The sequence below is a fragment of the Leptospira limi genome (assembly GCF_026151395.1).
Lineage (GTDB): Bacteria > Spirochaetota > Leptospiria > Leptospirales > Leptospiraceae > Leptospira_A > Leptospira_A limi.
This window is the reverse complement of the sequence record NZ_JAMQPV010000004.1, coordinates 95,614-109,972: the sequence shown is the minus strand read 5'-3', so window position 1 is coordinate 109,972 and position 14,359 is coordinate 95,614. Positions and strand designations below refer to the sequence as shown.

Below are 14,359 nucleotides of genomic sequence, written 5' to 3'. Positions count from 1 at the left end.
ATGAAATCAAAAATTCTAATATTCTTAATTATAGCGATGCCAAGTTTTTTGAAAGCTGAGCCAGGTGGGAAAAGATTCGCATTTGTTGTTGGCGTTAGTGAATATAAGGACTTGTCCCTAGCCAATTTGAAAACGGCAAAAAATGATGCGCTTGGGATGACAAAAATATTGTTCAGTTATGGATCCTATAATCGTATCCAAACTTTAGTCCAAGAAGGATCTGTAAGTTCCATACCTACAAAATTTAATATCCTAACTCAACTCGAATCAGTATTAGAAGAAACCAATCCAGACGATCTTTTCGTTTTTTATTTTTCTGGTCATGGTGTGGTTGATTATAATGATAAAGTCTATCTTTTGCCAGAAGATGCAAATCCCCAAAAACCATTTGAGACTGGGATTGCTGTTGAACATCTAATTGAACTAACTAGAAAATTTAATCTCAAACGTGTCGTTTTTTTTATCGATGCTTGCAGAAATCCGGAAGATGGAAAAGAAGAAGTTGGAAGAAAATACTTAGAGGGTACAAGTTTTAAAGACTCAGAAATTGTCTCTGTATTTTATTCAACAAAAGTAGGTTATTCCAGTTTTGAAGATCCAAAATCTGGTTATGGAATTTATACTAAATATTTGATTTATGGATTAGAAGGTAGAGCAGATTCCAATTTTAATGGTGAGGTAACCTATTCTGAATTGTCGAATTATGTAATCCAATCCATGAAAGATTGGACCAAAGAAAATCAAAAATTACAAAAACCGTACACCAAAGAATATGCGGAAAAAGCAGAAGATACAATCTTAACTTATGCAGTGAATCCAGAAACTTCTTTGGCAGATGCACCTTTATTCAATCCATATAACCCAACTTATGCGTTTCGATCCTTCCTAATTCCTGGTTGGGGGCAATATGCGAGAGGACAGGAAGAAAAAGGTAAAATTTACATGTCGATTTTTGCTTTGGGAGTATTATATGCTGGATACCAATACAACCAATTCCGATCGGACAAACATGCATATGAATCTGCAATTGGGATCCCTCCGAATCCGAGAATCGCAGAGACTGTAGTGTTGAATTACTTTCTAATTGAACCACATAGACAACAAATGGAGACCTCGCGAACGAACTTATCGCATGCTTTAACAGCATTACTCTTTATTTGGTCTGCAAATGTGTTTGATTTTTATTTGTTAGGCCCAAATCCTAAAGAAAAATCTGGTGTTTTTTTAGATCTAGATTTGGAAAATCAAGGTTATATGGGAATCAATCGAGTTGGGAAATTGGGTTATGCGATTAGGTTTTAATTTAATTTCAATCATCTTTGTTCTGCATTGTAATGTAAAAGCACCCAATCAGAATGTTTTTGATCCAGCGAATATTGTTGGAAGTTCTGCTGTTGTATTACTAGGATTGGGATTGGGTGATGAATTAACGATCACTTCCAGATATAAGCAAAATGATTATCCTATTTTTGTAAAAACAGAATACCTGGATTTAGACTTAAGTGCACCAGGAGCAAATTATTTCTCAAAAGCAAATTTTAAAATTTCAGATCCTTATCAAAATGATTTAATTTTACGTGATGTATTCCCGCTATCGGATACCCGGTTAAGAGTTTTGTTTTCTGTTTCATCAAGGTCTGAATGGAGGGAACCAGTTCTTTTATCCATTTCAAAACCAGAATCAATGAATGAGTTTTCATTCCCAGGGAAACAACTTGAGTTTCGATTTCCATACCCAAGATTTTACGGTTCGATTTCGGAAGCAAAAGGGAAAATTACAACTTCAATCTTAAATGATGGTAGAATCCTTTTGGTTGGGGGAGTTAACCCTTCTGGTACAACTTTGCAAACAGTAGAAATATGGGATCCAGAGACAGGTGTATCAAAGGTATTACCTTCATTAAACGAAGGTTTGATGGGGCTATCAATCTGTGTTCAAAAAACTGGAAAGGTGTTTGTTTCGGGTGGGAAAACAGTCGCTGGGAATGTATCTGCGACCACTCAAATTTCAGACAAAATTTATTCTATTGATCCAACTTCTGAAACAGTAACAGAACTTTCCTTTCGTATGGCGAGGAGACGTTACGGTCATTCGATGGTATGCCTTGGAGATGGAAGTATATTAGTTTCAGGAGGGCAGTTCCAAGTAGGAATTGATCCTTCTGCTGTCACAAAAGACCATGAATTGATTTCGGTAACTGGGAATTCTTCTGTAATACTGAATGGAACTTCTGACTTCCCAATAGGGATTATCTTCCATGCTACTGAATATGACGAAGCGAATTCTCGCATTTTATATTTTGGTGGCAAAGATCGATTGGATCCTTATGCATTTTTTTCAAATACAGTTTTTACAATTAACACGAACAACTTTAGTTTGACTAGTTTACCAGGAAACTTTGCAACCGCAAGATCAAACGTAACTAATATAAAAATGCCGAATATGGATCGTGTGTTATTTGGTGGGATGAATCGCGAAGGCACTGGTTCAAAGGCGATCGAATCATGGAACGAAACTTTATCATCTACTACTAGTCTTGGGTTTACGTCTCGATTTAAAAATGGGAGTGCCATTGTTAGATTTTCGGATGAACAAGTTTTTTTCACTGGGGGAGTCGACACTTACTTTAAGTCTGGGATTTTAGAACTATATGATCATTTTGAACGTAAAAATTTTATAGTAGACACAATGATGTCTCCAAGATCGGAACATTCTGCCTTTCTGACTACCAAGGGCATTGTGATTTTTGGGGATTCAGCGCTAACAGATACCAGAGTGGAAGTTTATGGGAAAGATTAGATTTTTCTTTTTCACCTTACTATTGGTATCCTGTAAAATTCCAGCAGGTTCCAATCCATTGGATCCTTCGTCTCCACTAAGCTTAGGATTATTTATGTTAGGTGGCGATTCGGTTGTGCAAATGGAGTTTTCTTCTAATCGTGTTCAACCTGGTGGAGTATTGTATGTTTCAACAAATCATGATTTTACGACAAAAGCAAACGGCTTGAAATTGCCAATTGCTAATCCTGGATTGGATCCTATTTCACAGGTAATTCCGCGAAGTAAGTTTTTATATGAAATACGGATGTCACCTTCGGTAACAACTGGAAAATTCACTTTGAATTTAAAAGACTATTATCTGAACGAAGCCCTTTTGGTGAATCCAGAGTCTTTTGAATTCGAAATTGATTCAACTCCTCCTATGTTGCAATTAAAAACAGGAAATAGTATTGATATCTCTGAATTGCAATCTGGTTTTCTAGATGTAGAAGCAAACGAAGAAATTGTTTGGGATGGCAATCTATCCCAGGTAAGTCTTTCGGGGAATGCAAAGAATACTTTAGTTGTTTCTGATATCATCGTCTCACAAAGAAATATTCGATTGTTGTTTGCTGGGAATCCAAATGCTAACGGAGGAATTCTTACCATTAGTTTTAATGGAGTAAAAGATAAAGCATTTAATACACAAGGTACCATTGCCGTTCCAGTAAAGGTTTTTGCTTTCAAAAGTGGTCCTAATATGAACATTGCTAGGCGTTCTTGTGTAGGAATGGAATTGGATGATGGTCGTAAAATTGTCTTAGGTGGTAGAGCTAAGTCAGGTGTTTTGATTAATGGGAATGGAACATTGAGTAGTACAGAATATTATAATTCTATAACGAAAGAATTCACTTTTGCTCCCGATATGATCTACCGTCGGCAGGAATTTGCAATCGTAAAGCTTTTGGACGGAAGGTTATTGGTTTCGGGAGGATATGGTGGGAAGGTTGGCAATCCATCGAACGGAAGTTTAAATTCAACAGAAATATTTGATCCAATTTCAAATACATGGACTGAAGGACCATTCCTTACGACTCCTAGACAACTTCATAAAATGACTGTGTTGCCAAATGGTGATGTTTTGGTCGTTGGGGGTCTTACTCCCTTTTCTCCGTTTCAATCAATTTCAATGGTAGAACTGATTCATGTTACTACCGACCCGTTCAGTATGTCGGTTGAAACCATAGGTAACCTAGCTGATTCTCGCGGTAAACAATCACAGGTGGTTTCGGTAATTGCTGGTAAGGTGGTCATTACGGGAGGGGAAAGATCGGATGTAACAGGGCCTAACCCATCCGATTATTATGCACGATCAATCGATAGTATTGAAATTTATGATATCAGTACGAAAACCCTATCTACTTCCTCTGCGAGAGTGATAAAACGATTTAATCATTTTACTCATGCATTAAGTAATGGAGAAGTTTTAATTTTAGGTGGAATCAGTTCCCGATTTGATGACAACCAACCAATCTTACGAGCACAAATATATAATCCAACGACGGATACCATTCGTGACCATAAAAATCTTTTGTTTGGAAGAGAATGGGGAAGTTCCTTTATGTTTTCATATGGTAAAGACCAAATTATCATCGCAGGTGGATTGGAATATCGAACTGTCAATGGTAGTACATTTGATTCAATTTTGGATACAGAATCATGGTCAGAATCTGATAATCGATTCTATCTGACTGGTAGGTCCTTAAATGCAAGATGGGATGGATGCGAAATCAAATACTCTGCCACTGGCGGAGGAATGATCTTAGGTGGTAGGATAGGAAGTATACTTGCAAACACGGAGGAATATAGTTTTGAATAAAATTTATTTCTCATTTGTATTCTTATTCTTTGGATGCATTGTTCCGGGTGACTTTAAGAATGTTTTTGATCCAAAATCAATTTCAGGTCTTTTACTTGCTTCCGTGGGAAATGCTGGTGCATTTGAGTGCAAAGAAAAGTCAAATACCAAATCATTTGGCAACATTGACCAGATTTTATTACAATGTAACCGAGAGCTTGCATCCTTAGACACTTCATTTCTTGCTAATCTAAACGAACAAACATTTTCAAATATTAGTTTTACCAAAATAGGCAATGATCAACTTTTGATTCAATTTGACCCTATTACAAGTGATGGTTGTTACGAAGTTAATTTATCTAGCGTTGTATCTGGATTAGGTGAAACTTTATCACAAGATAAATATCCCATTATTATTGATACAAAATTACCAACTGTTAATTTGGTTTCGTATTTACCAATTACTGATTATACATTTTTTACTGCTCGGTATTGGGATTTTGAAAGTTCTGAGCCTCTCAATCAATTTGGACTACCTTCTTTGAGTGGAAAATTAGCTCCTTTTATTGTATTTCGCTCTATCCAAAAAATAAGTGATACTAAATTTCGTGTTTATTTCGAAACAAATTTTAAATCGAATGAACCTGGATCCATTACGTTTGGTTTCCCAAATGCAAATGATAAGGCTCTAAATGTTGTAACGAATACAATCACAATTCGACTGATAGGTTTAGTCGCAGGACCTACTTTAAACTTTGGACGTTCTGAATTTGATGCATTCCAAAATCAGAATGGCGATGTAATTGCAATTTATGGATATAATTCAAGTGCCGAGATCCTTCGACGTGGGACAAACTCGTTCCAACTAACGAATCCTAGTTTGCCCGAAATCCATCGTGGTGAAAGAGGATTGATGTTAGATGGGAAACGATTGCTGATTACAGGTGGGATCAAGTATTCAGTGACGACTGCACTCAATGAAAGTTATATTTTTGATACTGAAACGACATCATTTGTTCAATCTGGTTCTATGGTGGAACCTCGGCATATGCATGACATTGTAAAGTTACCGAATGGAAAAGTAATGGTAATTGGTGGTATTAGAGATTATACACCAGTGTTGCCAGGGATGTATTTTACTACTTTAAACACTGCTGAGATTTATGATCCGAGTACTGAAACATTCACTCAACTTTCTAATCGGTTAAAAACTCCAAGATCATTCTCATGTTCGGTGGTTTTGAATGATGGAAGAGTGATGATCATTGGTGGATCCGATGGAATTTTTGCTCCTAAAGATACTACCGAGTTTTTTGATCCAAATACAGAAACATTTAGTTGGGGACCTAGTTTGCCAACACCAGTTGGTGCATTGAAATGTTTGAAACTTTCAGACGGGAATATTCTGATTTATGGTGCACAATTGTCAAATTTAAGTAATGCGACGATGTTATATGATGTTTCAAAGAATCGAATATTGACAGTTGCAAATTCATTGTATAGAAGAGAATGGAGTATTGCTTTAGAACTGCCGGATGGTGGAGTTTTATTTTATGGTGGAGCTTATCGTTATAATACAAGTGAACCAAGTCGGATGATTGAAAAATTGGATTATGCCAAGAGTAATAGTTTTTATGAAATGGGAATGTCCAGGGTTAGTGTATCCAAACATAGTGGTGTAAAATTTTCTGATGGAACTTTCTTGTTTTTAGGAGGTGAATCTGGTGGATTATTCAATCAGGGAACCGACTATTACGGACTGATAGAATAGTATGCCACATGACAAGGGACAAATTTATGGTTCGTTTAAAAAGATTTGTATACCTGAAGTTTTGCTCTCATTGGAAGCAAGTGAGCTCAGACCAAAATTATTAGAGTTAAAATCTGATTGGGTAAACAACAATCTCACTGGCAGTGAAGTTGCGTATCAAATTGTACTTTTATATTTAGAAAAGAGGGTGATACGACATCCATTTCTCCGGATGGGACAAAAACTTCCGAACCGTGATTCTTCAAAAGACTTTTTAGAAGTAGTTAGGTTTTATGGAATGCCTGATACAGTTCGATATGCACTTTGGAAATGGAGTCGATCTGAATGGAACATTCAACTCATAGATTATAATCCAACCTCTTTGGAGATGCTAGAATCTCAGAGCAAAGGAATACGTTATGCAACGATTAGTTGGGATGATGCAATTGCCGGTACATTAGTAGAAGGGAAGAGAGACGCTTTTGAGCATCTACTGCACGATTTGGCACATGCTTATATGTTTTTTCGTGACGATTATGATTTTATTGGTCAAACAAAATTTTTTCAACTTATGTTGGATGAGTATGATGATTATAAATCTTACTTAGAAAACGATCCAAGATTTAAACAAAAATTTGAATACTGTATATCCGACATGAATTCTCATCCAGCTCATTTATCTGCGTATTGGAATGCAATTCGTAGGGAAGCTGGTATTCCAGTATTTGAACTAGAAACCAAGTTTTAAAGTTTTGGATTGTTTTTGTGTCGGTTTAAATCACGTTTCGTGTTTTTTTGAATGGTTGATTTGATAACGTCTTGGAGAGAAATCCCCATTTGATTGGCAAGACAAGTTAAAACAAATAAAATATCTCCAATTTCACTTGGAATCTGTTCTGCCGATTCACCTGATTTGAAAGATTGATCACCATACTTTCTTGCCATCAATCGAGACAATTCTCCTACCTCTTCAACAAGAATTGCTAAATTTGTAAGTTCCGAAAAATAGCGGACACCAATCGTTTGAATCCAATCATTTACTTCGTTTTGTAATTGATTTAGGGTGATCTCATTTTGGTCCAAGTTTTTTCTCCAATTCTTTGGAAAGGATATTTGAAAATTCAATCATACCTTGTTGGTTTAAGTGAATTAAATCAAAGCAGAATTGTCCGTTTTTATCACCTAACGAATCTTGTAAGTCCATTTCATCAAGTGTTTGATGTCCTTTTAATGCTTCTGATAATCCATCATTCCAAACTTTCATGCGTCCTTCGTTATTGACTTTACGGATAACGTCTGAATAAGGAGCAAAAACATTGATGATGTGAATCTTTCGATTCCCAATAAAGTCGTACATTTTGGTAAGCCTTCGAAAATAACGTTTTGTATCTTCGGTAGCATCTGAATCTTTGGGGACAATACTTGCAATTCCACAAGTTTCAAACAACATCCTTCGATGATCAGGATTGGAACCTTTTGGAATTTCGATGGGTAAGTTTAGTGCAAGTCGATTCATACAATCTTCAACACTTGTTAGATTGTACTCATCAATCGATTCGGGATGATCATTTTCATAATCCCAAGGATTTTCATTTGGATTTTTATTTTTGCGCGAGATGGCTTTCAGTCGTTCATTGAAATTAATCACAAAATCCGACATATCTTTTCGATAGGCTACCGATTTAGAAATTAAATAGAGATAATTCGAAAAATTTAATTGGTATTCAAAATCTAAAACGGTTGGTATCGCTTTGAAATTTCCGAGTTCGGACAACATTGCAAGAGTTGGGTCTACCACATAATTGCGATCAACCCAAGGCATGCCAGGTTCCATTACATGAAGAATGATTTTAACATTAGGGAATTGGTCTAAGTATTCTTCTAAAATACGATGTTGGACCACTAATTCTGATCCTCTGACAGCAATGGATTGTGTTTTCCATCCTAATTTTTTCAAATTCTCATTGAGGATACGAATGCTGATACCTTCGAACGCAACAGATGTTCCTACGATCAGAATATCAGGATTTAGAACTTCCTTTTTTGATACAACATGTTCGGTAACACGATTGATATTGGATGCATAAGAATTCTTTTTCAAAAACGGTTTGTAAAAACCCAGTTGTAATATGAGTTCAAAAAGCAGAAGAAAAATAAATACAGCAACGATCTTCTTATCTTTCAAAAAATGGATTGTTTCTTTTGTTAAGCTCATAATTAAAATTGAAAGTAGAGGAAGTTCTGACTTTCTGTTACTCCAAATAATAGTAAAAGTAATAGATTCACGATAACAAAAATTGAATATTTCATCCAACTTCCTGTTAGTAAAGTTGGGATTTGTCTCTTTGAGAAGATGTAACTTGCTGTAAAACAAATGACTAACAGAATTCCAAATCGATAATTCATCCAACGTGTAATGGGAACTCCGGAATCGTTGATGAATAACAAAGCTTTCATCATCGGAATTGCTTTTTCCATTGTCTCTGCTCTAAACATGATAAAACCAAATGCTAAACAAAACATGGTAAAAATCCGAGAGAATAATTCGTATGATTTTCCACCTTTTTCATTTAGGAATTTTGAAACAGGAGTGTCACCGTAGAACTTATGAGTTAGTAACATAGTTCCTTGCCAAATGCCCCATCCCACATAATGGTAAGCAGCACCATGCCACAATCCGGCAAATAACCAAGTGATCATGATGTTACGAATGTACATAATGACACTGACTCTTGATCCACCTAAGGGGATATAGATGTAATCACGTATCCAAGTGGAGAAGGAGATATGCCATCTAGACCAATGGTCTGCAATATTTTTGCATGACATTGGAAAATTAAAATTAGCATTAAATTGAAATCCGAACAATCTGGCGACACCAATTGCAATGTCCGTATAACCCGCAAAATCGAAATAAATTTGCCAACCAAAAGCCAAAGCACCTGTCCATATCTCGATAGAATTCAAATTTTGATAGTTTGCAAATGTAGAATCTACGACTTTTGCCAAGTTATCAGCAAAGACAATTTTTCTGGTAAATCCGATTAAAATTAGGGCAAAAGCTGCTTCAATGTGTTCTTTATGAACACTTAGACGATAATCCAAATCACGGAAAAAAGTTTCTGCACGAACAATGGGACCTGCAACCAATTGAGGAAAAAAAGCTACATATAATGCAAAGTCTAAAAAGGATTTACGGGCCTCAATCTTACGATTGTAAACATCAATGGTGTAACTCATAGATTGGAATGTATAAAAAGAGATTCCCACTGGTAATATGATGTTTTGTTTTTCAAATTGAAAGGAACCTAATAAGTGGATATCGTTTATCACACCTAATAAAAAATCGGTGTATTTGAAAAAACCAAGTGTTCCAATGTTAACAACAAGAGATAAAACAAGTAACCAACCTCGTTTGGAGTCACCGTCTTGTTTTGATTCAATTGCTCTTGCTGCAAAATAGTCAATAAAGGTTGAAAAAATTAAAATAAATACATAAGGATTGATTTTAAGATCACAATACATTCTGTCCGAGAAGTATTTTAATCCACTGTCCGCCATCGCCGAACACGAGATTGATGATGGTTGCCATGCCATGTAAAAATAATAACTGGCAAGTAAGAAGAATAACCTTTGCCATCTATTTTTCAGTATATTTCCAATGATAATTGTGATCAAAAAGAAGACTAAAAATTCAAGTGAGTTAAATAACATAATGGATTACCTATCTGTATATGGATTCTTCTGCTAATTTTTCGACAGGTCCCTGGATTCCTTCAGTGTAACCAAACTTTGGTCCAATAGATCTAGGTAATGTTGAAAAAGTGAAGTTTGTTAAGAAATAGAAAATAAAAAGAAAAGAATAAGACATATGCAAAATTGCATTTGAGAACTTTGGTAGAACTTTGATTTGGAAAGAACTTAGGATGTAAGAATTTAGAATCCAAAGGCCAATGATGGTTCCAACCCAGAATTCAAAAAAATAACCTTCCCACCATGTATAAAATCCAATGGAAGGAATTAACCAAAAGAACATAATTAAGATTTCTGGTTTGAATTTTGTCCACATTGTACGGAAATTCAAAATTCCTAAACTCAAACTAAAAATCCAGAACAAAAGATTTAAATTATAGGGTAGGTGTTTAGGATTTTGGAAATCAAAAAGATTCACTCGTAATTTCGGAATCACATTTTGGAAAACGAGGAACGCATCTCCGATCCCTCGATAAAAGTACAATACATAATTTTTGTCCTCTCCTAGGCTTGTTCCCCAACGGTTGATGGCTGCATACAAGAACATCCAAAAAGAAAAATGTTTTTCATCGATAGGTCCGAGGCCTCGTTTGAGAATTACAAATCCGACAAACAAATAAGAGAGAATTGTGGCTAAACCTAAACAAGTTAAGTAGATAAAAATAATTCTTAATTTTTTACCCAAACTTCGATTAGGAGACAAAAAGATTGCCATAGGCACCATCCCAAAATGAATCACATTTGATTGGTGGAAGTAAATGGTAAAAAGTTGGATCAACCACAAAATCACTAAGTGTTTTTGGTTTAATCCCTTTCGTAAGAAGTAAATGGTAAATAAAAACAATAAGGCCATCAAACAAGAATGAATGAGTGGTGTATCGTTGTGTAGACTGTAAAACCAAAATGCTTGGCTCACTTGGATGACCATCGCAAGTACTACCGCAAGAAAAAAATCTTTGTATAATTTATAATAAATCCAAATGAAAACACCCAAGAAAAAAAGTGAAAAAGTTAATATTCTCAATCTTAGAAAAAACATTATATCTGTTGTAGGGTAAATGGAACGTATTATTTTCCAATACAATAGACCAGAAGATTCAAATCCGAGATGGTGAGGGTTAAAAAAAGCAGATTCAATCCTATCTTTTTGGATGTTGAGTGCGTATACACATGAATCCCAATCAAAGGCTCTTGATAAAAACCTAAGGTGGAATAAAAACAGTCCTAAGAGGAGTAGGATAATAAAAAGTTTTTTCAAACTGAGTTTGCCTTCTTATCGTTTTAACAATCGATTGATGATGCTTTTATTTTTTTTATATGGAAAAAAATAAGGAGATGAAAATATCTCTTTCCCATCTTTTTTCCAAACCAGTCGATTGAGTCCCAAAAAATCCATGAGCCCACCATGTTCATATGACAAAGATAGACCTTCTGCATTTAATTGGTATTGGTTGAGTTTTTTGCCAAGCCCAGAATGACTGATTTGCCAAACTTCGTTTTTGACAATTACAGTGCGCACATTCCATTTTGAGAGCAATCGACTCATATCAATTAAAAGAGAGAAAGAAATATAAAAGTAAACGAAAGCGGATAAATAGTGGTAATACCTGAGTTCATCTAAAAATGGAATTTTTAAAACTTTTGTGATTTCCAATACGCCAACAAACCAAAAGAAAAAATTTCCAAGGAAATGAATATATGGTAAGCTGAAATAAAAGAAAAGTGAAACGCCTACAATCAATGCAAGAGAAGGGATCGGGTTTGTATACAATTCATCATAAAGTGAAGTACCAAAATACATTGATTCTTTTTTGGATTTGTATTCTTTCCATTTTGAAAGTAATCGTAGGATAGGTTTCATAAAAATAGCACCTCTTCAATTTTTTTAGCAGTTTCTTGCCATGTCCACTTCTTTGTTGGGAATTTTGGCGTTCTTTCTTTTGTGTTACCAGACATGATCCGAAATGCATTTGCCCAAGCATTTGTATCTTTTGATGGGATGTACAAATCACATTGATCTGATAAAATTTCTTTGAAGACAGGAATGTCGGATGCAACACATCGTTTGCCCTCTAACATCGCTTCCAGTAGAGGTAATCCAAAACCTTCATGTAAAGACGGGAAAAAAAATGCCTTACAAGATTGGAATGCAGAAGCCAAAGTATTTTCATCTGGTTTTTCTATGAATTGGATTCCTTTGGCTCTGATCTCTGGATCATTTAATTTTTGGTAAAGTAAATCACCTTCTTCTCCCCATCCTTTTCTTCCCATAATCAGGAGTGAGTTTTTATCTTTTGGGTATTTGGTTTTGAATTGTATGAAGGCATCCACCAAACGATTGATATTTTTTCTTGGTTCTAATGTACCCACTGTTAGAAAAAAATCTTTTGGAAATTTGATGTTTAACTTAGATCGATTGGTTTTGATTTTTGTGACACCAGGGTAAACAACAATGCATTTGTCTTTGCAATTAGGTCGAAATTGCATGATTTCTTCTTTAGTATTTTTGGATAAACAAAAGATAATATCAGCATTTTTTAATGTGATAGGAGACAGAAATTTATGTTGCCAATAATTCCATTTAGCCATTGTTTCTGGAGCAGAAATAAAATTGAGATCATGGTAGTTTACGTAACTTGGAATTGGTAACTTGAAGAAAGGCAACATTTGGATGGTGCCCCAAATCACTTCAATTTGATTCTGTTTTAGCCTTTTTGGTAAAATGAAATTTAGATAGAGTGGGCCTGGGATAGACTTTGGTTCAACCACCAAATGTACGTTTGGGTATAAGAGATCATTAAAAACAACATGGATGGGTTTGTTGCTAAAAAAATAAAATTCTTTGTCTTTGTGTTTTGGTATGATTACCTTTAGGACTTCCGCCAAATAACGCGAATTCCCAGTAATTCCATAAGCAAGTGGTCTGGCATCAATTCCGATTTTTGTTTTCATTGAGGGCAAACCTAACAATATAAAAATACAACAAACTTGTAGAATAAAAAAGAATAGAAAACATGGAAAGAAACGATTCGGCTTTTTGACCGACAAAGGTTCTATGGCTGAAAATTGGTAAACATAAAATCAAAATTAAAAAATACACTTCCTTGGTTTCCATTTGTGTCGAAAAAACTTTGTTGAGTATAAAATAAATGGGAACCAAACAAATGATATAACTATGGATCCAACTGATCCCACTAAAAAGGGCAGAGATCAAAAATAACAAAGAGATGATCGACCATTTTTGATCTGGTTTTCTCCATAAAAGTAACAAAGGAATCCCATAAACAAAAATGAAAACCAATTGGATTAGCTTGAGAACAGAAATCGGAAGGTTCAAAAAAGGTAATCTATAAGTGGGTTGGTTGATAAAATCAGCACCTGAAACAAAATACTTCGCAAGTGTTGAGCTGAATGATTGGTTGTTTTTCCAAGAACGTAGGAGTGGATTGTTTAAAGCATTCCCAAGAATTTCAGTCACCCATTCTTTTGACATTTGAATTGTATAATCCCAATGATACAGCAATGGAAGGGCATTCCATAAAACCAAACCAATCAAAAGCCAGATAATCCGACTATATTTCTTTTCATAAACAAAAACAAAAAGAAAAACAAGAGGAGTGATTTTGATACTGACAGCTAACGCAAGTAAGGAGCCACTTAAAAAATCATTTTTAACTAAAATGGAAATCAATACAAGTAAGATGAGGATTATCCCTACTTGGTTGTTTTGGATATGGCTTTCGATGAATCGAAAATTAAAAAGGATCGTAAGGATAAGAATTAAATATGGAAATTTTGTTTTTTGAAGATTCACCTCCTTGTTTTGAAAAAGAAGGTACAATAAGAATAAAAATGAAAACCAACTGAGGATCTCAAATACAAGGGCCGCACTCGTTTCCGATAAGTAGGTAATTGGAATGAGTAAAAAAGAAAAAACGGGAGGGTAGATGTAGGTTGCCGTTTCATTTTGAAGGGCTAACAGTAAAGGAAGGTTTTCTGGCCGAAATAAATCTTCTGCTGTTTTGATTTTGGATTGGAGGTCAAAGGCTACATCGAATCGGTATAAATTATCTCCTGTTACCCAACGTTCACTCGCATGGTAATAGTCCAAAAAATCAGATTTTTGGTGGGAACGATTCACAGAAGTGACTAAAAGGAACAAAAAAAGAACAGTGAGGATCCATTTCCCCTGTCTTTCCATAGGTTCTAAAAATTTCCACATAGTTCTCCTACCATT

The 14,359-nt window shown here is 35.2% G+C and carries 12 protein-coding genes; 5 read left to right on the top strand and 7 right to left on the bottom strand.

What is annotated here, in order from left to right:
- Genes ND812_RS17165 through ND812_RS17145 form a run of 5 tightly spaced genes read left to right on the top strand, consistent with a single transcriptional unit; the run spans nucleotide 1 to nucleotide 7,117 of the window.
- A complete protein-coding gene (locus ND812_RS17165; protein ID WP_265359615.1) occupies nucleotides 1–1,302 on the top strand; it encodes a caspase family protein in 1,302 nt (433 codons plus the stop codon).
- Nucleotides 1,286–2,800: a Kelch repeat-containing protein gene (locus ND812_RS17160; RefSeq protein WP_265376570.1), complete on the top strand. Its 1,515-nt coding sequence runs from the start codon at nucleotides 1,286–1,288 to the stop codon at nucleotides 2,798–2,800. The genes ND812_RS17165 and ND812_RS17160 overlap by 17 nt, the downstream gene beginning before the upstream one ends.
- Entirely contained in the window at nucleotides 2,787–4,640 is a 1,854-nt protein-coding gene (locus ND812_RS17155; protein ID WP_265376569.1) for a Kelch repeat-containing protein, read from the top strand. Before ND812_RS17160 ends, ND812_RS17155 begins: the two co-directional genes overlap by 14 nt.
- Nucleotides 4,633–6,390, top strand: coding sequence for a Kelch repeat-containing protein (locus ND812_RS17150; RefSeq protein WP_265376568.1), 1,758 nt, complete (start codon nucleotides 4,633–4,635; stop codon nucleotides 6,388–6,390). The genes ND812_RS17155 and ND812_RS17150 overlap by 8 nt, the downstream gene beginning before the upstream one ends.
- A gap of 1 nt (nucleotide 6,391) precedes the next feature.
- Complete coding sequence (locus ND812_RS17145) at nucleotides 6,392–7,117, top strand: hypothetical protein (protein WP_265376567.1); 726 nt, start codon at nucleotides 6,392–6,394, stop codon at nucleotides 7,115–7,117.
- Here ND812_RS17145 and ND812_RS17140 read toward each other — a convergent pair.
- The 7 genes from ND812_RS17140 to ND812_RS17110 are packed head-to-tail and all read right to left on the bottom strand — an operon-like array spanning nucleotide 7,114 to nucleotide 14,344.
- The gene (locus ND812_RS17140) at nucleotides 7,114–7,452 is read right to left on the bottom strand and encodes a nucleotide pyrophosphohydrolase (RefSeq protein WP_265376566.1); all 339 of its coding nucleotides are present in this window, start codon (nucleotides 7,450–7,452) and stop codon (nucleotides 7,114–7,116) included. The two genes, ND812_RS17145 and ND812_RS17140, sit on opposite strands and share 4 nt — an antisense overlap.
- The gene (locus tag ND812_RS17135) at nucleotides 7,439–8,584 is read right to left on the bottom strand and encodes a hypothetical protein (protein ID WP_265376565.1); all 1,146 of its coding nucleotides are present in this window, start codon (nucleotides 8,582–8,584) and stop codon (nucleotides 7,439–7,441) included. The genes ND812_RS17140 and ND812_RS17135 overlap by 14 nt, the downstream gene beginning before the upstream one ends.
- Nucleotides 8,585–8,586: 2 nt before the next feature.
- The gene (locus ND812_RS17130; protein ID WP_265376564.1) at nucleotides 8,587–10,083 is read right to left on the bottom strand and encodes an MBOAT family O-acyltransferase; all 1,497 of its coding nucleotides are present in this window, start codon (nucleotides 10,081–10,083) and stop codon (nucleotides 8,587–8,589) included.
- A gap of 10 nt (nucleotides 10,084–10,093) precedes the next feature.
- A complete protein-coding gene (locus tag ND812_RS17125; RefSeq protein ID WP_265376563.1) occupies nucleotides 10,094–11,380 on the bottom strand; it encodes a hypothetical protein in 1,287 nt (428 codons plus the stop codon).
- Nucleotides 11,381–11,395: 15 nt separating this feature from the next.
- Nucleotides 11,396–11,983 (bottom strand): LIMLP_18675 family protein, encoded by a 588-nt coding sequence (locus ND812_RS17120; protein ID WP_265376562.1) that lies wholly within the window; start codon nucleotides 11,981–11,983, stop codon nucleotides 11,396–11,398.
- A complete protein-coding gene (locus ND812_RS17115) occupies nucleotides 11,980–13,074 on the bottom strand; it encodes a glycosyltransferase family 4 protein (RefSeq protein ID WP_265376561.1) in 1,095 nt (364 codons plus the stop codon). Before ND812_RS17115 ends, ND812_RS17120 begins: the two co-directional genes overlap by 4 nt.
- A complete protein-coding gene (locus ND812_RS17110) occupies nucleotides 13,052–14,344 on the bottom strand; it encodes a glycosyltransferase family 87 protein (protein WP_265376560.1) in 1,293 nt (430 codons plus the stop codon). Before ND812_RS17110 ends, ND812_RS17115 begins: the two co-directional genes overlap by 23 nt.
- Nucleotides 14,345–14,359: the final 15 nt, after the last annotated feature.

Excerpts from the sequence above, each read along its gene's own strand:
- ND812_RS17165 (WP_265359615.1), top strand. The coding sequence starts at position 1 with ATGAAATCAAAAATTCTAATATTCTTAATTATAGCGATGCCAAGTTTT.
- ND812_RS17160 (WP_265376570.1), top strand. The coding sequence starts at position 1,286 with ATGCGATTAGGTTTTAATTTAATTTCAATCATCTTTGTTCTGCATTGT.
- ND812_RS17155 (WP_265376569.1), top strand. The coding sequence starts at position 2,787 with ATGGGAAAGATTAGATTTTTCTTTTTCACCTTACTATTGGTATCCTGT.
- ND812_RS17145 (WP_265376567.1), top strand. The coding sequence starts at position 6,392 with ATGCCACATGACAAGGGACAAATTTATGGTTCGTTTAAAAAGATTTGT.
- ND812_RS17135 (WP_265376565.1), bottom strand. The coding sequence starts at position 8,584 with ATGAGCTTAACAAAAGAAACAATCCATTTTTTGAAAGATAAGAAGATC.
- ND812_RS17130 (WP_265376564.1), bottom strand. The coding sequence starts at position 10,083 with ATGTTATTTAACTCACTTGAATTTTTAGTCTTCTTTTTGATCACAATT.
- ND812_RS17120 (WP_265376562.1), bottom strand. The coding sequence starts at position 11,983 with ATGAAACCTATCCTACGATTACTTTCAAAATGGAAAGAATACAAATCC.
- ND812_RS17115 (WP_265376561.1), bottom strand. The coding sequence starts at position 13,074 with ATGAAAACAAAAATCGGAATTGATGCCAGACCACTTGCTTATGGAATT.
- ND812_RS17110 (WP_265376560.1), bottom strand. The coding sequence starts at position 14,344 with ATGTGGAAATTTTTAGAACCTATGGAAAGACAGGGGAAATGGATCCTC.